The organism is Sphingomonas sp. P4_G3, assembly GCF_056401105.1.
Window position 1 is genome coordinate 714799 of the sequence record NZ_JBFUJZ010000001.1, and the last position, 20452, is coordinate 735250.

Consider the following 20452-nt stretch of genomic DNA (forward strand, 5'->3'; position numbering starts at 1 on the left):
TCAGGACGTCCCCGCGGCGGACGTGGTGGCGGCTTTCGCGTTGGGATTGTAAGGCGTCGAATTACCCTGGATCACCGACATCATCTCGGGCGTCGCCATCTTGTCGAGCGGCAGATAGTCGCTCTTGAAATTGACCCGCACCTCGCCCGACAGCTTGGCCTTGACCTCGGCCTTGGACTCGCTGGTCTCATCGAGTGCGGAGCCGACCGTCGCGACATGTTCCTGCGTCGCCTCGAACGCCGCGCTGGCGCTGTAGGGCGTGTACCAGCTGCCATATTCGGCCTTCATGCTTTCCTTGTATTTCTGGGCCGAGCGGTCGTTCATCGACGCGGTGTAATGGCGGTTGGCGGTGTCGCTAGCGCGCATGTCGAAAATGACCTTGGCGTTGATCGACCCGTCGGTGATGACGATACGGTTGATCCCTAACATGACCATCGACGACAGCAATTGCTGGCGCTGCTTCGCCATTTGCAGCCGCGCGGCGGTGACCAGCCGCAATTCGGCATTGGCGTCGCTCAGGTCGGTGACCGGCGGGTTGACGTTCATGTCGCGGCTGATCTCGGCCAGGCGAACCTCCGCATTCTCGCCCGTCGCCTCGAGCCGCGGCGGCGGCTGGGCGGCCGTGTCGCCGTCGGCGAAACTGTCGGCATTGCTGCTGGTGCCGACCGACAAGGTATCGGGATAGGCGTCGGCGAGATAGTCGCGGCCCGATGCCTCGCCGATATTGTCGCGCATGAACTGGTCGGTGGTCTTGGCGACATTGGCGATCAGTTCGCCATAAGCCCGCATCTGTTCGATCGAGCTTTCGACAATCGCCTGAAAGACGTTCTTGATCAGCCCGCCGACGAACTTGGGAAAGTCGACCTTCTGAACCATCTGGCCGAATTGCTCGACGCCCTGCTGCGTCGCGCCTGCGACGAAATCCTTGCCGGCGAAACCCGGGCTTTGCGACAGCGCCTTTTTGGTGTCCTCGACCGGGTCAGCCAGCGCGCCGGCGATCGGCGCGGCGGATGCCGCCGCGACCGGCGCTATCTCGCCGCGTGCCTCGCGCCCGGCGATTTCCGAACGAACGCCGTTGGGATCGGCGATGTACGACAGCACGCGTACCGTGTCGGCGGCGATCTTCTTGCGTTCATGGTCGGGCAGATCGAGAAAGGAGGGGATGGCGGTCAGCAGCCGCCGCACTTCCGGGCGCGTGGCGTCGAACGCTTCCGCGCTGGTCGGCGGGAGGCCGCCCTGGGAAGGCGACGAACGCGGTGGCGGGGCGACGAACATCGCGGCCCCCTCAAGCCGCCGGTGCCGGGGCTGGCGCCGCCGCCGGGGCTGCTTTGGGGCTCGGCACGACATTGGGGTCGGCCGGGGTGGCGTTGCCCTGGATCGCGGCGATCATCTGCGGCGTCGCCATCTTGTCGAGTGGCAAATAGTCGCTCTTGAAATTGACGTCGACCGCGCCGGACAGCTGGATCTTGGTCTGGAGCGCGGCGGTCGATGCTTCCGACGCCGCGGTCTGCGCGGTGATGATCGGCTTGTTCTCGTACTGATATTCGCCCTTGGCGTAATAATCCGCGCTGTAATCGGTATTGCCGTCGCTGCGGCTATAGTCGCGCTTGCCGCCGCTGTCATATTTGCCCGAACCCGACGAGGTCTGCTGGACGTTCCCGTATCGGTCGCGCGCCATGTCGACGGCGCTTGCGGTGCGGCGTTTCGACATCGTGTCGTTGGCGCGTACGTCGTAGATGATCTTCGCCGAGATCTTGCCGTCGGTGACGACGATGCGATTGATCCCCATCAGCACGATGCTGGCCATCAATTGCTGCCGCTGGCGCGCGAGCTGCATCCGGCTGTTCTCGATCAGCGCCTTTTCGACATTGGCATCGGACAGGTCGAGGCTCTTGAGCGCCCCATTCTCGAACTGGAGCTTGTTGTTGACCTGCTTGAGCGCTTCGCCTTCGTCGACACCCTCGCGCAACTCGAGCTTCGGACCCGCAGGCTGGTCGCCCCAATCGTCATCGCTCTGACCGATCTGGAACAAATCGGGGAACTGGTCGACCATATTGTCGCGCCCCTGATTGTCCGAGACGTTGTCGTCCATGAACTGGTGGAGTGACTTGGCGACGGAGGCGATCATCTCCTGATACGCCTGCATCTGCTCGATCGAGCTCTTGGTGATCGACTGGAAGACGCCGCTGATCAACGCAGAGACGAACGATGGAAACTGGACCTGGTTGAGCAGTAATCCGGCGGTGTTAGCGGCGGCGGTTGCGGCGTCCGCCTTGAACTCGTCCTTGCCGATCGCATCCACCGCGGCGTTGCGTTCCTGCCAGCTCGCTTCCGCCGCCGACTTGTCGTCGCCCTCGGCCAGCGCCTGCGCCGCCGGCTGGCCGATGCCGCCGGGGATGCGGTTGCCCTGGATGCCTTCAGGCCGCGCCAGATAGTCGGCGATCAACGCGGTGTTGCGCGCGATGTCCTGCTGGTCGCCGGGCGACATCCGACGAAACGCATCCGATTGGGTAAGCAGCTGCGCGACGCTCTGCCGCACGTGCGGATCGGGCGTCGGCCCTGCGGGTCGGCTGGGCGGAGGCGGAGCGATCGATTGGGCGGCGGCATACATGGCGAACCTCGCGGGGAAAGCGTCTTTCGGGTCAGGCGGCGGCTTGGAGCGCCTCTGGCGGCAACTCGAACTCGACCGGACGCAGGTAGAGACTGACGCGCGGTGGCGCGGTCGTATCGGTGCGCAGGCTGACGATCGAGAAGCGGCCCGGCCAATGCTCGTCCTCGGGCGTGAACGCGCCCATCCAACGTTCGAGCGCCGCAAGCCCGCGCGGGCGCTCGGCCAATCCCATCGTGAGCAGGCTGAGGAAGCTGGGCGGCACGTCTGGAATCGCCGAGAGCAGGACGTAAATCTCGAAATCGGGGCCGTTTGGCCCTTCGCCGAACGCCAGCAGCGCGCCGTGCGCGGGCAACTCGAAACGCCCACCCAGCACCAGCCCGAGCATCTGCATGATGCCCGGCAGGCGATGCCCGATGCCGAGCACGTCCATCACCGGCTGGAGGTCGGCAAGCCGCAACGGTTCGGTGCAGGCGAAGGTCAGCCGTTGCCCGCCCATGTCGCGCTGCGCCGCCATCGTCGTGAACAGCGGCTTCAGCCCAGGCACCAATTGCAGTGCGGCCTGGACGATGCGGCCGAGCATGACCGGCATGTCGTCGATCATCCCGCGCCCGCCGGGCAACTCGTAATAGATTTTCGACGCATAGAGGCCGTCGCGGTCGAAGCTCGACCCGAAGAATGCGCCGTAATCCATGTTGCCGCCGGGTCGCGCAAAACCGCGATACGGCTCGCTCGCCTGGTCGAACCAGCGCAATGCGTCTCGCCCCATGAAACTGCCGACCAGTCGCCGCATCTCGCGGGTCGATTCGTCGCGCCGGTCGATCGACGATGCCTGGGGCGGCAATGGTTCGATCGTAAAGCGCAGTTTGCCCGGTTGGGTTTCCGAAAAGCTCGGCTCGAATGGCGCCGCCATCGGCATCAGCGCATTGTCGCGATAGCGCGGATCGTCGGCGGGATAGGCGAAGGTCCGCATGAACAGGTCGCGCGACGGCGCGAACGGATCGGCGGTGCCGAGCGCGCGCGCCGCGCTCTTGAGCCGGTGTTCGACCCGCTGCACCAGCGGCGCGTCTCGTGAAGGAAATGGCATTGTCTGTTCCTCAAGTGTTCGAGGGTGGACGACCGCCCGAGGTCAATTCGGGCGGTAGCCATGGCCGTTGGCGTAAGCGGGGTGCGCCGGCGTTCCGCGCCCCAGCCCGACCCCGAGGTCGCCGATCCCGTCGAGCATGTCGCGGGCCATGGCGGGGATCTGGATCGGCTTGGAGGTCATTTGCGGCGCCTCGCGCGGCTGCGACAATTCCTCGATCTGACTGTCGGTCGTCGCGGTATCGGCGAGCCACAGCTCGCAGGCGTTGACGAGGTCGTAGTCGGTCGGATCGATCGTCGAGCGATGTGTCGCGGCGACATCCGGGTTGCGCACCTGATCGATGTCGATGATCGGTCCAGTCGCCGCGTTGACCCGCACCACGTTGTTGGCGAGCCAAGCCGTGATGATCGTCCCGCACGTCGCCAGCGTCCGATAGCGCGAGCTGGTCTTGGCCCCGCCAAGCTCGTAGGTCGCGACCTGGTCGACCACCTGCCACATGTCCTTGGCGCCGTATGAGCCCAGGATCTCGGGATCCTGCAGCAGGCCGATCATGAACTTGACCTGCGACTGGATCTCGCGCGCGGCATAATGGGCCATGCCGTATCCGTGGAGCGACAGGTTGCCGGCGAGATCGCGAGCAGCCTTGCGCACCTGCTGGTGGCTGATCGGGCTGGGCGTCGCCGAACGCAGCAACTGATCGACTTCGCTCTGGCGGATGAACGACGAGACCGATGAGACGAAGCGGATCCACAGATCGTTGAATTCGCGATTGACCATCCCGCCGGGATCGCCGCCCGGGATACCGAGTGTGATCGCAGCAAAGTTCTTGCGCTCCTGTTCGGACATCCGGTTGGGCGCCTCGCGCCAATATCGGTAGAGCATCTTGCCGGCATTGCCCGGGCCGATCGGCAGCATGCCATGCTGGAATTGCTCGACGATGCGGTCGACGACCTGGAACACTTTCAACTCCTCGAACATCGCCGAGACGATCATCGGACCCATCACGCGGACATTCTCGGCGACGATGGTCTGGTCGGCGAGATCCTCGAGATCGGGCAAGTCGATGCCGAGATCGGCGATGCTGTCCTCGCCGCCGATATTCTGGACCTGATCGAGCACTTCGTTGACGCGGCGCCGCAATTGCGGCTCGGTGACGGTCACCTTGCGCTGGGCAAGCCCTCGCAACACCGCGGCATATTCCTGCGTGCTGATCCCCGGCGCATCGCCGCCGCGTCCGTCGGGATCACCCTCGCGCGCCAGCAGCACGAGAACGCGGTCGGCAAGCTCGCCATAACTTCGCGCCTCGCCCACCGCAGCGAAGAATTGCCGCGTGAAGGTGTCCATCAGCGGATGATTGACGTTTGGATAGATCGTCAGGCCGTTGCCTTTTCCACCGGCGACGATGGTCATTCCCGTCTTGTTGGTATGCTGCGGGACCAACATGACCGGCGGCGCGGTCGCGCCGTCGAGCGCGAGGATACCCATCGTCAGCGCGACGATCGAGTAAGGCTGATTCTCTTCCACGTCGAACAGCAACTTGCCGCCGTCGACTTCGGTGCGCAGCTCGGGGCTGATCAGAGATTGCGTGTTGAGCAAGGTGCGCGCGCCGACGAACAGCGGATCGCATACCTCATCCATCTTGCTGTTGTTGCGCTGGCTCTTGGCGATCTCGTCGAGGATCTTTTCCGACAGCTCCTTCTCGGCCTGTTCGGCGGTGCTGAGCGCGCGGCCCTTCTTCTCGATCGCGACGAGGCGTGCGACCGTATTGACGTGGCGATCGTGCGCGATCCGCTCGCGGTCGGCAAGGTCGCGGAACCGGGTTTCGGGATTGATCGTGTTCATCTTGGTGTCTCCTTGAATTCGTTCGGGATTGGCTGGTCAGCGTGGGGATGTCGGATCAGCCGTCATCGGCGCCTCCATCGTCATCCCCGTCGCTCGGCTGGCCGAGCGCGCGGTCGAGATCCTGGTCGAGTGCGGCAAGCGCTGCCGCGGCGTCGAGAATGCCGGCGCCGCAGCCGTTGACACCGCTCGCGGCGAAGGGCTGCGCGGTACGCATCAGGATGTTGCGCACCGTCTCGGCATCGATCGGCCGGGCGCGGCGATGGCTGCGCGCGACGAGCAGGGCCGCGGCACCGGCCGCGAACGGTGCGGCGAAACTGGTGCCGGTGGCATATTGATAGCCGTCGATCGCGGTGGTCAGCACGCGCTCGCCCGGCGCGCACAAGGCGACATGGTCGCCGCGCGTCGAAAAGGCGGTTGGGCGGCGATCCGCCCCGACCGCGCCGATCGCGATCACGTCGGGATAAGCGGCGGGCCAATAGATCGTCTCGCGCCCGTTATTGCCGCTCGCCGCGATCAGGATGCAGCCACGCGCGATGGCATAAGCGACGGTGTCGGCGTGCGGTTTCGGGCTGTGCGGCGCCAGCGCGGAATCGTCAGTCCCGAAGCTCATGTTGATGACCTTGGCGCCGAGATCGACCGCGAGCTTCATCGCCATGTCGAGGTCGCTGATCGCGCCCAGCCCGACCGCATTGTTCTTGCCCGGCAACCGCGCCGCGGCCAGCGCGCGCATCGGGATGATCCGGCACGCCCCGCCCAAACCGCGCGGCATCCGCAGGCCCTCACCCGCGATGATCCCGGCGCAGCCCATGCCGTGGCCGACGAAGCGATCCTCGGGATTGCCGTCGCTGCGGCGATGATCGCCGAGCAGTTGCACGCCCGGCGCGACGTCCGCGCTTTCGAGCCGCACCGTGTCGAACCCGGCGCGGAAGGTGTGGGGGAATTCGGGATGCTTCTCGACCCCGCTGTCGACCAGTCCGACCACGATGCCGTCGTCGCCCGGTTCGATCGCATGCGCCTCGGCCAGGCGCACCATCTCGCGCGGCGCCCAGCCATCGTCATTGTCAGGCACGGCGAGCGCGTGGGCGGCGTCGAACGGGGTCACCGCGACGTAATTGGGCGTGGCGCTTTCGACCGTCGGCAGTTGCGCGAGCGTTTGGCAGAGTTGGCCGACCGGCGTGCCGGCGGGGATGCGCAGCATCAGCGTCCGCGCCATCCCGGTCTGCTGCTCGATCGCGTCATAGCCGAGATGTCCATGCCCGGCACCATGCGCACCCGCAGCGGAGAAGATCCGCGCGGCGCGGAACCCGCCCGTTCGTTCGCGGATGATGCGGTCGATCGCACCGCCGTCGATCGAGGTCGCGGCGGCGAGTGCCCCGCGCGCTATGTCGCGCACCGTGGGGACGTGCGCGGGCGCTTCCCCGAGCGCGAGCTTGAGCATCAGGCTGGTCGGCAGACTGTATTGCCGTTCGCCTGGCGAGGCCCAGGGCGTGCCGAGTGCGCGGATCGTCATTGCCGCGTCACCATCGGTTCGGGGATGGCGGCGATACCGATCGGCGCCAGGACGGGCTCGGGCGCGGTGTCGGCCGAACGGCGGACCGGCGCGAACGCGCTGAGGTCGAAACTCATCGCGGTTGACAGCGCCGGTTCGGGCGCGATCGCGAGTTCGCCAGCCCATTGGTCGTGGCTCGGCGCGAGGAGCAACTCGTTCGACGCGGATTTCAGGATCGACACCGGCTTGTCGCCGATCCGGACGTGCGGGAACAGATTACCGCGGACGAGGTTGCGCCCGGTGACCCGGATCATCGGCGGCGCTTCGGGATCGGCACCCGGCGCCGGACGCACCGGCTCGACGCGCTGGACCAGAGGTTCGGACGAACGGTCAAGCGCCTTGCGCAGCCGGTCGATCGACAGGTTGGTGACGCGGCCGATGGTGTGCACCGATCCTTTTTCCTCGGCGCGCTGGAGTTGCTTGACCGTCCGCACGCCCGCCCATTCGAGCCGCTTGCGTTCGTCGCTGGTCAGCTCGTCGCCGAGTTCGTCGAGCGGCTGGTCGTCGGGATCGTCCGACATCGCGACCGCGTTCTCCTCGATCGCCGGGCGCGTGATCGCGGTGAACACCAGGTGGAACATGCTGGTGTCGGTTTCACCCGGGCCGGCGGGGCGAATGCGGATCTCGCTGTCGGTGAACTCGACATGCGCGCGCAGATCGAGGTTGATGTCCTTGATCGCGAAGGTCAGCGGCAGGTTGAGGTTGCGCGCCTTGATCGCCATCGCCGACTGGGCGTTGTCGAGCTGGCTCTGCACCGCCTGGATGAAGTCTTCGAGCCGGAGTGTCGCGGTGCCGTTCATGACGCGCCTCCGTCGGCCGGTACCACGTGCCACGTCACCGCGAGCCGGGCGGGCTCGGGATCGAAGGCGGTGCGCGTCACGAACAACGGCACGTCGCCGATCACTTCGGTACCCGTGGCCGACGTCACTAACCGTACGTCGATCGGCAACGTCATTTCGAGCGATCGCGCGCGGACGGCACCGCCACCGCCCATCAGGTGCGCGGCATCGGCGAGATCGCCGAGCAATTCACCGAGCGGGCGGCGGCCGTTCATGCCTGCGCTCCGGCGGGCGCGGGCGCGGGGGCCGGCGCGACAACGGGGGCGGGCGCGGGCGTCGGCGGAGCGGGCAAGGCAGGTGCCGGGGTGGGCGCGGCCACTGCGGCCGCGGGCTTCGGCGCCGCCTGGCGGCTATGGCGTTCGAGCAAGGTCCGCTGCGCCTCATCGACGAAGCGATCGAGCGGCAGCGTTTCCGACGCGAAGTTGATCTTCACATCGCCGAACAATTCGGCCTTTAGCTCGCTGTCGGACTGCGCGTTGACGCCGACCGTCGAGACCTTCGTGATCGCGCCTTCGCTACCACGCGCTCCCCAGGTGGTACCGCCGGTGCCGGGGTCGTTCGACGTGGCATATTGGACCGCGGCATTGTCGGTCGCCGCAGCGCGAAAGCGTAGCCGCGCGCCGATCGAGCCGTCCTTGATGACGACGCGCTGCATGCCGAGCAGCACCATCGTCGACAAGGTCGACAGGCGCTGCTGCGCGACGCGCTCGCGCGCCTTGGGCAGGATGTTGTTCTCGAGTGTGTCGGCCGAGAATTCGTTGCCGTCCTCCCCGAAGTCGGCGAGCCAGCTCGGTTCGGCAGCGTCGTCGCCGCTGTCGTCGCTGCTGCCATTGCTGGTGGGCTTGGTGAGCGGCGCCAGCGTATAGTCGCCGCCATTCTGCACCAGGGTCACGTCGCGCGGATATTGCTCGACCAGCCAGGCGCGTGCCTGCCCCTGGGTGACGTTTTCCTGGGTGAATTGGTCGAGCGGCTTGGAAACAGCGCTGACGAGGTCGGCAAAGGCCTCCATCTGCTTGATCGAGCTGTCGACGATCGCATCGAACGTGCCGTGCACCAGCGACGCGACGAAGGCCGGGAAATCGATCTCGTCGGACAAGGCGCCGGCGCGCCGCCCGAGCGCATCGGTCGCCTTTTCCTTGGGCGCGGTCGATCCGCCGGTCGTCGTCGTGTCCGACGCCGGCAGCACGCCGTCGGTCGATTCATCGCCCGCCGGGCCGCTCGGATCGGCGATCTCGCGCCCGAAGGCGTCGCGCGCCAGCGCCATCGCCGGAGCGAAGCTGCCGCGCGCCGGCGGCGGAGGAGGGATGAGGCGAGCCATCAGCCGTTATCCGCGCGCCGGGCTCAGGCCGGCTGCAATTGCTGTTGTGGGACCGGCGCGGGAGCTGGCGTTGGGGCGGGCGCGGAGGGCGCGACCGGGTCGGCCGGCGCGCGATCGGCGCCGTGCCGCGTCTGCTGGCGGCCATCGCCCGACAGCGTCACCTCGGTGACCGCGACCTGGTCTTCCTCGCCTGCGCGGCTGAAGGTCGTGGTCACCCGCACCGTCAACCCGACCCGCTCGGGAGTCGAGCCGTTGCGACAGATGTCGGCGCGCACGGTGGCGCTCCAGCCGTCGAGCACCTGACCCTCGGTCGGGGTGATGGCGATATCGCCCACCGCGCCGCCCTGGAACTTCCAGTCGATCGCGACGCCCGCCTGGGTGCGCCCGCTCGGCCCCTCGATATAGGGCCAGTCGTCGAGCACCACGCGTTCGCCCGGCATTGCCGGCGCGTCTGCCCCACCCGCCAGCGCGTTCTCGGGCAGGACCATGCCGGCAAGTTGGGCGAGGTCGTAATTACGCCCGTTCTTGCTGCTGGCTTGGCGCGTCAGCGCGGTGCCGACGCCGAACCCGTCATCGCCGGCCGCCGGATCGGCCAAGGCGTGTGTCCGGGCCACCACGCGGCGCGGCGGAGTGGTGCCCAGCGAGAAGGCATAGCCCGCCCCCGTCGCGCTGCCGCGGTTGATCGTGTGGCCGAACGTTCCGCCGGAATGAAGCAACTGGATCCGGTCGATATTGCCCGCCGCCTCGAACTCGGTGGTGAAGGCGTCATAGGTCATGATGTACTGACTGCCGGTCTGGTGCGTGTCGGCATAATTGCCCGGCGCGCCGGGCGAGCCGACAACGCGATCCCAGGGATCGGTGATGCGGGCGTAATAGGCGCCGTCCTTGCGATACATGCCGGTAACGACGATCGCGTGGATGCCGGGGACGTCGGCGGTGACCCAGATCGGCCCGTTCGCCTCGAGCACGCCGCGGAATCCCTCGGGCGTGTAACAGGCATTGGGTTCGACCGTCAGGCCGATCGCGTTGGCGAAGGCGCGCTTGTCGCCGGGCGCGAGGCCGCTAGTCAGCGAACTGGTGAGGTTGTGGCATTGCGCGATCAGCTCGGGCGAGACGCTCTGGCGGTCGCGCCAGCCGATCACCATCGCCGCGGCGGTCGCCCAGCAGCTGTTGTCGGTCGGTTGCGGGATCGGATAGACCTCGTCCCAATTGATCGACCAATCGTCGGCATCGAGCGCGCGGACGCTGCCATAGCTTTGCGCGGCGGCCGGGTCGGGCAGCGCGAAGCCAAAAGCACGCAAGCCGGCGCAGACCGTCGCGAAATTGCCCGGCAGTGCTCGGCTGGGGTCGGCGGCATAAGCATCGAGGCCGGCCTTGCCGGCGGGCGTGCCGCCCGGGGCCGCTTCGTTCGCCGCCATCAGCAGCGCGAGGTCGCGCGCATTGCTCGCGGTGGCGAGCTGAGCAAGCTGGGCCGAGACGCCCGAGCCGATGGCCGCGTCGTCGAGCGCCCCGCTCTGGTCGGAGGCGCTGTGCGGGAAGACGATGAAACTGACCGGAAAATTGTTGTTGAACCGACTGCCGCGGCCGCTGCCGCCGAGATTGGTGCCGACTTTCTGCGAGCCTTCGCCCAGCGCCGAGCTCTGCGCCCCGCCCGAATCGACGAAGTAGAACGGGCTCTGCAGCGCCTGGTCGTGGCGAATGGCGAGGCCGAAATCGCCGAGCGCCATGCCTTGGTCGCGAAGCTTGCCCGACAGCGCACCATAAGGGACGAGCGAGGCGTCGAAATAGCGCCGCTGAGCGTAGGCCGGTTGCGACGCATCGGCCGCGCGCGCCGTTTGCGAGACGTAATAGCCCGGCGACGGGTCGCCGTTCTTCGCTTGCTGAATGACCGGATAGCGGCCCTTCTTCTCGCGCTCGGGGCGCTGGTCGAGCAACGCGTTGCCGTTCACCACCTGGGGATCGGACGGCGTCATCGCGACCACGCCGACCCAGCGGCCATCGTCGCTGACCGCATTGGCGAGATTGTCGTCGCCGGTGTCGTCGGGGTGATAGGCGGTCGGCGATCCGTCGAAATCGACATTGGGATGGCCGAAGAAGACGAACGCGACTGGTTGATCGGGCGCGTTGTCCCACGCCACCGAGGTCAGCTTCACATGCTTGTAGTCGACCGTGTGCCAATGGCCGGGCACGTCGGCGAATACCAGCGACGACCCCGCCATCGCGTGCGACAGCCGGGCGGGGCGCCGCGACGCACGCGCCGCCACCCGTCGCGCGGCCGCACCGAGCGACTGCGCCGCCGCCGATGGCAGCGCCTGGATCGGGATCCAGCTGGTGCTGATATCCTGATCGGTCGGCGCCATAAGCGAGTCCGGCCCCTTGCCGTTCGCCACCGGGTCATAGGAATAGACCAACTGGCGATTGATATAGAGTTCATGCGCCGGGAAGCCGTCATGGTCGCCGACGATCATCGCTTCGGGGCCGTTGGCGCCTTGCTTGAGATAGATGGCGACGTCGGAATCGATGTCGGGCGAGGTGATCAGCGGCAGCGCGCCGGCCATTTCGATCGACACGACCGAACTCTGGCTGGTCATCGCCAGGATGCTGCGGCTGGTGCTCGATGCGCCCTGATAGATGCGAAGGTTCGAATCGCTCACCGCCAGCCGTGCCCGGCGCGACGGGCCGGGGCCACCGGCGACCTTGTCCATCCACCAATCGGGCTTGCCGTCGACATGATAGGTGTAAGCCGAATCGTGGGCGGTCGATTCGCCCCAGTGCCGGTCGACCGTGCGCAGGTCGCTGATGCCGCTGTCGGCTCCCAGGGTCAGCGTCGCGGTGATCTCGGCGCGGCTGGTACCCTGGTCGTAGCTGAAGCTGCGATTGTCGCCGCCGAAATCCTCGCCACCGATCAGGTGGCTGCCAAGGTCGTAGTCCGACAGCGGCCCCTTGATCAGCGGCGACGGGATGAAGGCGCGATATTTGATCTCGATCGTGTTGCCGCCCCCGTCGAGCGCATGCGCGACGCCGAGCGACTGGCCGGTCGGCTGCGGTTGCGGCGCGCAGAAGCGGTTGCTGACCAGATTCATGAAATGATCCCAGTCCCAGGCGCCGTCGGGGCACGAGCCATGGCTGGTGTTGGGATCGGCTTCGCGATGGCCGATGATCGTCGTGCGGTCGGGCGTCAGCCCGTATTTGTCGCACAGATAGGTGACGAGTGCCGCGGACTCGCAATATTGCGTGTCGGTCGGCGGGGTATAGGGATAGCATTGCTGGCCGCCGCCCGGCTTGGGGTAGCAGGCGCCGCCTTGCTTGATCGCGACATGCTCGATGCCGATGCTACGGCGGTTGGCGCCTTTCGCGTGCCAGGCCGTGTCGGCCTCGTTGACGAACTGGACGATCTCGCCGTCCTGCCCGACCAGATAATGCGCGCTGGCCTGGGCGCCTGCCGCGGTGAAGGTGTTGACCGTGCTCGATGTGGTCGGCGCATCGGTAATGTGGATAACGATACGGTCGATCGTCGTGCCGTTGCGCCCCGCGGTGAAGGCCGGCGATGGCGCGATACGCGAGACACGGCTGTAATCGGCGGTGGTCAGCGCCAGCGCGCTCGCCTGCGCCACCGGTGGTGAAGCGGAATCGTCGCTGTAGGGCGCGGCATCGATTCCCATATTCTCCGGATCGACGTCGAACGCTCGGCCGAAGGCGAGGCCCGCCGCGGTTGCCGCGGGCGCCGTCGCCGTCGCCGGAGCGGGCGCGATCGCACCCGGCGTGGGTGGGGTCGCGGTTGTCGGCGCCGCGACCGGGCCCTGGTCGACGGCCTTGAGCGGGGGCAGCGGCCCAAAACCATCGTCATAAGGCACATCCGCATGCGCCGGCGGAGCAGTGGTTGGCGATGAAGTGCCACTATTCCCGACCGGCGCAGGTTGTCCCGCCGCGGGAGCGGGCGAGGCCGGCGTCGTGCCTGGCTGGGCGCGGTCGCCAACCCATTCCGCGACCGAAGCGGGCCCGGCGACATAGGCTCCGCTGACGCGCGTCGGGAACATCCGGACGCGGCGCAACGCCCGGTCACTCAGCTCGCCGAGCGAGATGTACGGGCTCGATGCCGTGGGCATCACGTCGACCATCCAATCAGTCGCGGTTGGCGGCGTCGCCGTGGCGAGTCCGAACCACAATTTGTCGGCAGAAATGAACCGCGCCAGCACTTCGGGCGGCACGACATAGACCGCTTCGCCACGCGGCACCGAAAGCATCCCGTGCTCACGGCTGGTGTAGAAAGTGGATGGCGTCCGCCCCTCCTTCCTGACGAATAACCCGGGGTCGGTCGCCAGCACGACTTCGGCGACGCGCGGCGGGCTGTCGGTCCAGATGGTGAAGCTGAGCATCGGGAAGCGGTCGGTCACCTTCAGGCTTCTGGGGCGGAGTTGCGCTGCCATGATTCTACCTCTCGTCACGATGGGGATGCGCGCTGCCGTCGGCGGCGGTGCGCTTGCGGCGGGCGTTGATCGCGCGCCGTTCGAATTCCTGAGGGTTGATGATCGACAAGTCGCCGTCGAGCTCGGCAATGTCGGGGATGTCGTGGTGCGCGCGTTCGAACTGCGCGATCGACTGGTTGAGCAAGGTAGCCAGTAACTTGGCGTGAACCGGGCTGACGGCGATCCGGCTCATCAGCTGAATGTCGCCCGATTGCGGCTCGACCTGGCCGGCGTCGAGCAGGAACTCGAACGCGTTGTGCCCGACTTCGAAATAGTTCGCATAGCAAGCGAGCGGCGGCCGGTCGGGGCGCGCTGCGGCGCCTGCCGGGTAACGGTCGGGCTCAAGGTCGGTTGCTGTCACGGAACCTCTCGCGTTGCGATGAGAATCCTTCAGCAAGGCTCGGGCCAAATTGCCCGAACGAGGCTATCGATCTATTTTACAGGGCTTTTTTGAAAAGCTGGCGGATTGAGCCATAATTCCGGCTGTCGCATGTTACACTCTCGAGTGTCACAGTGTGACATCATTGGAATCGCCGTTCGGGTCGGAATCGAGATCGTATTTGGCAAGCTTGCGGTAGAGCGTCATGCGCGACCAGTTCATTTGCCGCGCCGCCTCGACCTTGTTCCAGTTGGTCTGGCGTAGCGCATTGACCAACCGCTCGCGCTCGGGCTCACCCGCCGAGCGATTCTGCTCGAACAGGCGGCGGAAGGCGGGGGGCAAATCACCGACCCCGACCGCGCGACCGTCGGGCGGATCGATGAACAATGCCTCGACCATATTGCGCAATTCGCGGACGTTCCCCGGCCAATCATAGCGCCGCATGTGATCGAGCAATGCCGTGTCGGGTCGTCCGACGTGCAGCGACCGGCGGCGGTTCTGCTCGGCGATGAACTGGTCGACGATCGGGCCGATGTCTTCAGGCCGCGCACGCAACGGGGGCATCTCGATCCGCGCGACGTTGAGCCGATAGAAAAGGTCGGCGCGAAAGCGGCGCTCGGCGACGAGCTCCTCCAGCCGCTCGTTGCTCGCCGCGACAATCCGGACGTTCACCGCTTGACGGCGGAGCGATCCGACCGGGGTGACGGTGCGATCTTCCAGCACGCGCAGCAGCTTTGCCTGCGCAGGCGGCGTCATCTCACCGATCTCATCGAGAAACAGGGTCCCTCCGTCCGCCTCGACGAAGCGACCGGGGAAGCTGGACTGCGCGCCGGTAAAGGCGCCCCGTTCGTGGCCGAACATCTCGGATTCGAACAGGCTGTCGGGAATCGCCGCGCAATTGACCGCGACGAACGGCCGGGCCGCGCGCGGGCCCAACCGATGCACCGCACTGGCCACCCGCTCCTTGCCGGTACCCGTCTCACCAGTCACCAGCACCGTGGCGTCGCTTAGCGCAACCTTGGCGAGATAGCCGCGCAATTGGGAGATTGCCGTGCTCGCGCCAAACAGGCCGTCCCGCGCCGCAATGTCCCCCCCCTGAGTCAAGACCAGCCCCATGTTCGGCTGCGCGCTCTTGAGCGCGGCCGTTCCAGAGAAAGCTGCCCTTACCGTCAGGTAAACCTGCGGCGTCGGGTTCTTCCAATGTTCGTGACGATCGGCGTTTTCGCCCTGACAGTCGTGGCTGCGACCTGTCGCTGCATGTTACGGCAAGATCCGCCGAGTCGACAAATCAAATCCGCCCCGAAACGGACGGTTCACCGCCGCATAAACTCGGCCTATCTCAATATTATGGTTACAGGTGAGCCAAGCAAAAACGCAGCGACCGCGACCAGAAAACAAGTGCCGACGCCCGTGCGATCCTCATCCAGCGGCCCGGTCAGGATTTGATTCAGGTCCGACCAGTCTTGCGAACTTGGCGACGGCAAAGGCGAACCTCCGGTCGCCGCTTGGCAGAAGCTGCAACGGGGCAGTTCGGCGTCCTCGGTAATTGACCACCGTTTTCTCACCGAGAAAGCTCCCAGCAGCTTCTCAAGCGAAGGAATGGCAGCTTCGGGGCGCCCCTTCAACGGGTTGAACGCCCGAAATCAGGGCGCAAGCCAGCCTCGGCCGTTATAGTCGGGTCTCTCTGGAACTCAGCGGGCCACGGACACGCGGTAAATCATGCGGTGGTGATAGGGTTGCCCCGGCGCGACGCGCGCCGAACCGAATGAAGGTTGATTGGGCGTGTCGGGGAACAGCTGCGGTTCCATCGCAATGCCGTCACCCATCCGATAGAGATGCCCGCCTTTGCCCACGAGCGTCCCGTCGAGGAAGTTGCCGGTGTAGATCTGCACGCCGGGTTGATCCGACAATAGCTCGAGCACGCGGCCAGAGGCCGGGTCTTCCAGCCGCGCCGCCAGCTTGGGCTCCGCGGTTTTGCCGGCGTCGAGCACAAAATTATGGTCGTAGCCGCGCCCCATCACGATCTGCGGGTCGCGCCCGTCCCGGATCCCGTCCTCGATGATGCGCCCCTTCTCGAAATCGAACACGGTGCCCGCGACCGCCTTCAATTCGCCGGTCGGGATCAAAAGGGCATTGACCGGCGTGTAGCGGCTTGCGGGGATCGTCAGCCGATGGCGATAGATACCCCCGGGAGCGCCTTCGCCGGCCATGTTGAAGATCGCGTGGTTGGTGAGATTGACGATCGTCGGCGCGTCGCTCTTCGCGTCGAAATCGATGGTGAGACTACCCTTGTCGTCGAGGGTGTAGGTCGTCGTCACCTGCAATGTGCCGGGATAGCCCTGGTCGCCCGCAGGGCTGGTGAGCGCCAGGGTGACGCTGGCGACCGGGCCGTTCTTGACCGAGACGATTCGCCACACGCGCTTGTCGAAGCCGACGGTGCCGCCGTGAAGCGAATTGGCCTTGTCGTTCTGGGTCAGCTGGTAGCTTTTGCCGTCGAGCGTGAACTTCCCGCCTGCAATCCGGTTCGCATAGCGCCCGATCGTCTGACCCCAGTAATTCGGATGCTCGACATAGCTCTTCGCATCGTCATAGCCGAGCGTCACGTCCGCGATCTTTCCCGCGCGGTCGGGCGCGTCGAGCGCCTGAAGCGTTGCGCCGAGCGTGATGATTCGGGCTTTCACCCCATTCGCGCCGGTCAGTGTCACGGCCTCGATCGCCTGGCCGTCGGGAAGCATGCCGAACGCCGACCGCTCGGCCGTCGCAGCGAAAGCGCTAGTGGACGCGAGCAGCCCGGACACTGCCGATAGAATGCCGGCAAGCCGAGTTACCGCGGATGGCGCAATTGCCATGTTCCCCTCCTGATTTGACCTGTAGGTTCTATAGTTTAAACTCAGACAAATTGTAAAGCGGCGGGCGCGCGATTTGCTTTCGGCAACGCCGCCGCTCGAGGAGGGGTTTTTCGGATGCTTTCGGTTCCGGTTTCCATCGCAGCGCCTTCGGGTGGGGCGCCGGCGATCGCGGATCTCCTGCGACCGGCGTGTTTTCCAGAACCTACCCGACCGGCCGCTGCCGCCCGCCCTCCGCAGCGACAATCCCTCTGACGCCGCGCGCCGCATCGATGGCGCGCTGGTGCTGACCTGAGCCGCGGGCTGACTTGGAGACGACCTGATGACCCTATCCTTGATTCAGTATCGCGGCGCCGATGGCCTGCGGGGCGTGGCGGCGCTGCGCGACGGCGGTGCGCCGCATATCGTACCGGGCGCCGAGACGACACTGGCATTGGCACGGCGGGCGATTGCCGAAGGCGCCACGCTGGCCGCGCTCGTCGATGCCGCCGGGGAGGGCGAAGCGCTCGACCTCGGCACGGTGGAGCTGCTTGCGCCGATCGATCATGCCGATCCTGCGCATCTGTTGATGACCGGAACCGGCCTCACCATCTCGGCTCGGCCGAGGGCCGCGACAAAATGCACCGCGCGATCAGCGACGCCGCGCAGCAAACCGATTCGATGAAGATGTTCCTGATGGGCGTCGAAGGCGGCAAGCCGGAGAGCGGAGTCGGCGTGCAGCCTGAATGGTTCTACAAGGGCGATGGCTCGCAGATCGTCGCGCCGGGCAGCCCGCTGCCGTCTCCCGCCTTTGCCCTCGACGCGGGTGAGGAGCCGGAAGTCGCGGGAGTCTATCTGATCGCCGGTGACGGTATGCCCGTCCGGCTCGGCTATGCGCTCGCCAACGAATTTTCCGATCACGTCACCGAGCGTGGCAATTATCTGTGGCTCGCGCATTCCAAGCTGCGCCCCGCGGCGCTCGGCCCCGAGCTGCTGCTGGGCGACCTACCCGCGCATGTCGAGGGCACCAGCCGCATCGTTCGCGACGGTGAGACGATTTGGGAGAAGCCGTTCGTCTCCGGCGAGGCCAACATGTCGCACAGCCTGGCCAATCTGGAACATCATCACTTCAAATACGACCTGTTCTGCCGACCGGGCGACGTCCATGTCCATTTCTTCGGCACGGCGACCCTGTCATTCAGTGACGAGATCAAGACGCAGGCCGGGGACGTGTTCGAGATTTCCGCGGCACCCTTTGTGCTCCCGGTCCGCAACCCGATTGCCGCCGCCGAGCCGCGCACCGTGGCCGTCCGCGCACTATAACGGCCATTCGCTGGCCGATCAGCCGAGTCGAGATCGTCTGGCGATCGCGCGCTGCTCGAGTTGGTCGCCAATACGCTCATGCGCTGCCGGCAGATTTCGGTCGAACCATTGGTAGAAAAATCGCCGGCTCAGGCCTGCATCGCGCTCCGGGTGTCCTCGAGCGCGAGGTCGACAAGCACGCGCATCGCGTCGCGGGCGGCGTCGGCGTCCTGCGCGGCGATGGCGTCGTAAACGCGGGCATGGTCGGGTATCGGGTTGCGCGGTAGGGCGCGCTGGCGTTGCTTGAACTGGGTCGTCCACTTGACCGCCGCTCCGACGGTGGCGGAGAGCGCGACGAGGGCGTCATTGTGGGTCGCGCGCAGGATGGCGTTATGAAAGTCGCGGTCGGCCGCGCACCCCTCCTCGGTCGCGAGCGTATGCCGGCGCATCGCAGCCACAGCATCCTTCATCGTCTTGAGCTCGACGCGGTCGCGGCGTTCGGCCGCGAGTGCGGCAGCGGCGGGCTCGACGATTGCGCGCAGCTCGAACAGGGAGCGGACATAGTGGGTGTCGGGCTCCCCCGCGAACGCCCAGGCGAGGACATCTGGATCGAGCAGGTTCCAGCGGTCACGCGGGAGGATGCGGGTTCCCGCCTTGGGTCGGCTCTCCACCAGCCCCTTGGAGACCAGCACCTGCACGGCCTCCCGATAAGCGCTGCGCGAGACATCGAGCGCTTCGGAGAAGGCGACCTCGCCAGACAAAATGTCCCCCGGCACATATTCGCCGGAGACGATCGCGGTGCCGAGCTTGCGGGCGATGGCGCCGTGCAGCCGGCGGCCCGTGCCGCGAGGTTGCCGCGCTCCATCGGGGCGACGCCGCGCTGAATCGAGCGCGGACATTTCATCCGTCATTCTTATCTCCCCTCGCTCCCTTATCAGTTCGACGCTTGCGATCAAACGACGATTGCATTGGCCGTACTACGCTAATATGTCGGAGTAGTTGCCGCAATGGTGACGGTGGAAAGCCGGCGCAGCGGTGATGGGGAGGACAAGTTGACGGTACGGGTCACGACGATGCTGGGTGCACTCGCGATTGTCGTCGTGACGGCGTCCACCGCGACGGCGCGAGACAGCGCCACCGCGACCGTCCGTGCGGATATGTCCCGGCCGATCTACGGCACGCGCACCTTCACCCAATTCGTCGAGCATCCCGGCGATGGCCTTTATGAAGGTCCAAGGGTCGGCCCGGATTCGTCTGCGCGCGCGGCCGCGGTCGCTGCGTCCGCGCCGCCGGGTACGCCGCTCAATGCCCAGTTGACGGGCGACCTTGTGCCGACGCACGATCCGGTCATCATCCGCGAGGGCGATACCTATTATGTCTTCAGCACGGGCAGCGACAATGGGCGCTTCGTTCGCGCAAAGACGTCCAAGGATCTCGTTCACTGGACAGCGGCGGGCGCGCTGATCGATCGCCTGCCCGACTGGGCGACCCGGGCCGTGCCCGGCACGCAGGACATGTGGGCGCCTGACATCTCCTATGTGAACGGACGCTACCGGCTTTATTACGCGGTCTCCACTTTCGGGTCGAACCGCTCGGCGATCGGCCTGTTCACTAGCCCGACACTAGACCCCAAGGCGCAAGGCTATGGTTGGCGCGACGAGGGGCTGGTCGTGATGTCGACCGAGCGGAGCGATTTCAACGCGATCGACCCCAATTTCGTGATCGATCGGAAGGGGCGCCACTGGCTCGCGCTCGGCAGCTTCTGGACCGGGCTGAAGCTTTTTGCGCTCGACCCGAAGACGGGCAAGTTGGCCAAGGAGGGTGAGGCGCCCCGTGCGATCGCGCGCCGCCCGGTGCCGGCCGGCGCGCCCGATCCGGTCGAAGCGCCGTTCATCATCGATCACGGCGGCTTCTACTGGCTGATCGCCAGCTACGACTATTGCTGCAAGGGCGTCGCGAGCACTTATTATACCGTCGTCGGCCGTGCGCGCGCGATCATCGGGCCATATCTTGGCAAGGACGGCAGCGCGATGATGCGGGGTGGGGGCACCATATTGCTGCGCGCCGACCTGCCCGAAAAGGAACGCTTTCGTGGGCCGGGCCATGTTGGGGTGCTGCGCGACCGCGGCACCGATTATCTCGCCTACCATGCTTATGATCGCGAAAAGAACGGCGCGCCGACACTCAGGATCGCACGGATTCACTGGGGTGCGGACGGCTGGCCGCAAGCGGAGGATTGA

14 protein-coding genes and 1 pseudogene are annotated in these 20452 nt (G+C 66.3%); 2 read left to right on the forward strand and 13 right to left on the reverse strand.

What is annotated here, in order from left to right; translation table 11 throughout:
• The 12 genes from AC1DQQ_RS03435 to AC1DQQ_RS03490 all read right to left on the reverse strand — a co-directional run bounded on the left by AC1DQQ_RS03435 (nt 1) and on the right by AC1DQQ_RS03490 (nt 16934).
• Entirely contained in the window at nt 1-1275 is a 1275-nt protein-coding gene (locus AC1DQQ_RS03435; protein ID WP_478044235.1) for a hypothetical protein, read from the reverse strand.
• 10 nt (nt 1276-1285) lie between these two features.
• Nucleotides 1286-2611 (reverse strand): hypothetical protein, encoded by a 1326-nt coding sequence (locus AC1DQQ_RS03440; protein WP_478044236.1) that lies wholly within the window; start codon nt 2609-2611, stop codon nt 1286-1288.
• Nucleotides 2612-2642: 31 nt separating this feature from the next.
• Nucleotides 2643-3695, reverse strand: coding sequence for a hypothetical protein (locus AC1DQQ_RS03445; protein WP_478044237.1), 1053 nt, complete (start codon nt 3693-3695; stop codon nt 2643-2645).
• Nucleotides 3696-3737: 42 nt separating this feature from the next.
• Nucleotides 3738-5534, reverse strand: coding sequence for a hypothetical protein (locus tag AC1DQQ_RS03450; protein WP_478040456.1), 1797 nt, complete (start codon nt 5532-5534; stop codon nt 3738-3740).
• Nucleotides 5535-5589: 55 nt separating this feature from the next.
• Entirely contained in the window at nt 5590-7044 is a 1455-nt protein-coding gene (locus tag AC1DQQ_RS03455) for a S8 family peptidase (RefSeq protein WP_478044238.1), read from the reverse strand.
• Nucleotides 7041-7883, reverse strand: coding sequence for a hypothetical protein (locus AC1DQQ_RS03460; RefSeq protein ID WP_478044239.1), 843 nt, complete (start codon nt 7881-7883; stop codon nt 7041-7043). The genes AC1DQQ_RS03455 and AC1DQQ_RS03460 overlap by 4 nt, the downstream gene beginning before the upstream one ends.
• Nucleotides 7880-8137 (reverse strand): hypothetical protein, encoded by a 258-nt coding sequence (locus tag AC1DQQ_RS03465; RefSeq protein ID WP_478040459.1) that lies wholly within the window; start codon nt 8135-8137, stop codon nt 7880-7882. The genes AC1DQQ_RS03460 and AC1DQQ_RS03465 overlap by 4 nt, the downstream gene beginning before the upstream one ends.
• Nucleotides 8134-9240, reverse strand: coding sequence for a hypothetical protein (locus AC1DQQ_RS03470; RefSeq protein ID WP_478044240.1), 1107 nt, complete (start codon nt 9238-9240; stop codon nt 8134-8136). The genes AC1DQQ_RS03465 and AC1DQQ_RS03470 overlap by 4 nt, the downstream gene beginning before the upstream one ends.
• Nucleotides 9241-9263: 23 nt before the next feature.
• Nucleotides 9264-13667 (reverse strand): N-acetylmuramoyl-L-alanine amidase, encoded by a 4404-nt coding sequence (locus AC1DQQ_RS03475; RefSeq protein WP_478044241.1) that lies wholly within the window; start codon nt 13665-13667, stop codon nt 9264-9266.
• A 4-nt stretch (nt 13668-13671) separates the two neighbouring features.
• Nucleotides 13672-14067 (reverse strand): DUF3467 domain-containing protein, encoded by a 396-nt coding sequence (locus AC1DQQ_RS03480; protein WP_478028433.1) that lies wholly within the window; start codon nt 14065-14067, stop codon nt 13672-13674.
• A gap of 147 nt (nt 14068-14214) precedes the next feature.
• Nucleotides 14215-15189: a sigma-54 interaction domain-containing protein gene (locus AC1DQQ_RS03485; RefSeq protein ID WP_478028434.1), complete on the reverse strand. Its 975-nt coding sequence runs from the start codon at nt 15187-15189 to the stop codon at nt 14215-14217.
• A 587-nt stretch (nt 15190-15776) separates the two neighbouring features.
• Nucleotides 15777-16934, reverse strand: coding sequence for an aldose epimerase family protein (locus AC1DQQ_RS03490; protein WP_478028436.1), 1158 nt, complete (start codon nt 16932-16934; stop codon nt 15777-15779).
• Between the two features lie 319 nt (nt 16935-17253).
• Between AC1DQQ_RS03490 and araD1 the strand changes: the two are divergent.
• Nucleotides 17254-18233, forward strand: a pseudogene (gene araD1, locus AC1DQQ_RS03495) (AraD1 family protein).
• 128 nt (nt 18234-18361) lie between these two features.
• Here araD1 and AC1DQQ_RS03500 read toward each other — a convergent pair.
• Complete coding sequence (locus AC1DQQ_RS03500; protein WP_478044242.1) at nt 18362-19123, reverse strand: FadR/GntR family transcriptional regulator; 762 nt, start codon at nt 19121-19123, stop codon at nt 18362-18364.
• 141 nt (nt 19124-19264) lie between these two features.
• On the opposite strand from AC1DQQ_RS03500, the gene AC1DQQ_RS03505 reads away from it, so the two are divergent.
• Nucleotides 19265-20452 carry an arabinan endo-1,5-alpha-L-arabinosidase gene (locus AC1DQQ_RS03505; protein WP_478044243.1) on the forward strand — a complete coding sequence of 396 codons (1188 nt, stop codon included), beginning with the start codon at nt 19265-19267 and terminating at the stop codon, nt 20450-20452.

Bases quoted from the DNA above. Each gene is read 5' to 3' on its own strand.
- AC1DQQ_RS03460 (WP_478044239.1), bottom strand. From the start codon at position 7,883: ATGAACGGCACCGCGACACTCCGGCTCGAAGACTTCATCCAGGCGGTG.
- AC1DQQ_RS03440 (WP_478044236.1), bottom strand. From the start codon at position 2,611: ATGTATGCCGCCGCCCAATCGATCGCTCCGCCTCCGCCCAGCCGACCC.
- AC1DQQ_RS03465 (WP_478040459.1), bottom strand. From the start codon at position 8,137: ATGAACGGCCGCCGCCCGCTCGGTGAATTGCTCGGCGATCTCGCCGAT.
- AC1DQQ_RS03435 (WP_478044235.1), bottom strand. From the start codon at position 1,275: ATGTTCGTCGCCCCGCCACCGCGTTCGTCGCCTTCCCAGGGCGGCCTC.
- AC1DQQ_RS03450 (WP_478040456.1), bottom strand. From the start codon at position 5,534: ATGAACACGATCAATCCCGAAACCCGGTTCCGCGACCTTGCCGACCGC.
- AC1DQQ_RS03500 (WP_478044242.1), bottom strand. From the start codon at position 19,123: ATGACGGATGAAATGTCCGCGCTCGATTCAGCGCGGCGTCGCCCCGAT.
- AC1DQQ_RS03470 (WP_478044240.1), bottom strand. From the start codon at position 9,240: ATGGCTCGCCTCATCCCTCCTCCGCCGCCGGCGCGCGGCAGCTTCGCT.
- AC1DQQ_RS03455 (WP_478044238.1), bottom strand. From the start codon at position 7,044: ATGACGATCCGCGCACTCGGCACGCCCTGGGCCTCGCCAGGCGAACGG.
- AC1DQQ_RS03490 (WP_478028436.1), bottom strand. From the start codon at position 16,934: ATGGCAATTGCGCCATCCGCGGTAACTCGGCTTGCCGGCATTCTATCG.
- AC1DQQ_RS03445 (WP_478044237.1), bottom strand. From the start codon at position 3,695: ATGCCATTTCCTTCACGAGACGCGCCGCTGGTGCAGCGGGTCGAACAC.
- AC1DQQ_RS03475 (WP_478044241.1), bottom strand. From the start codon at position 13,667: ATGGCAGCGCAACTCCGCCCCAGAAGCCTGAAGGTGACCGACCGCTTC.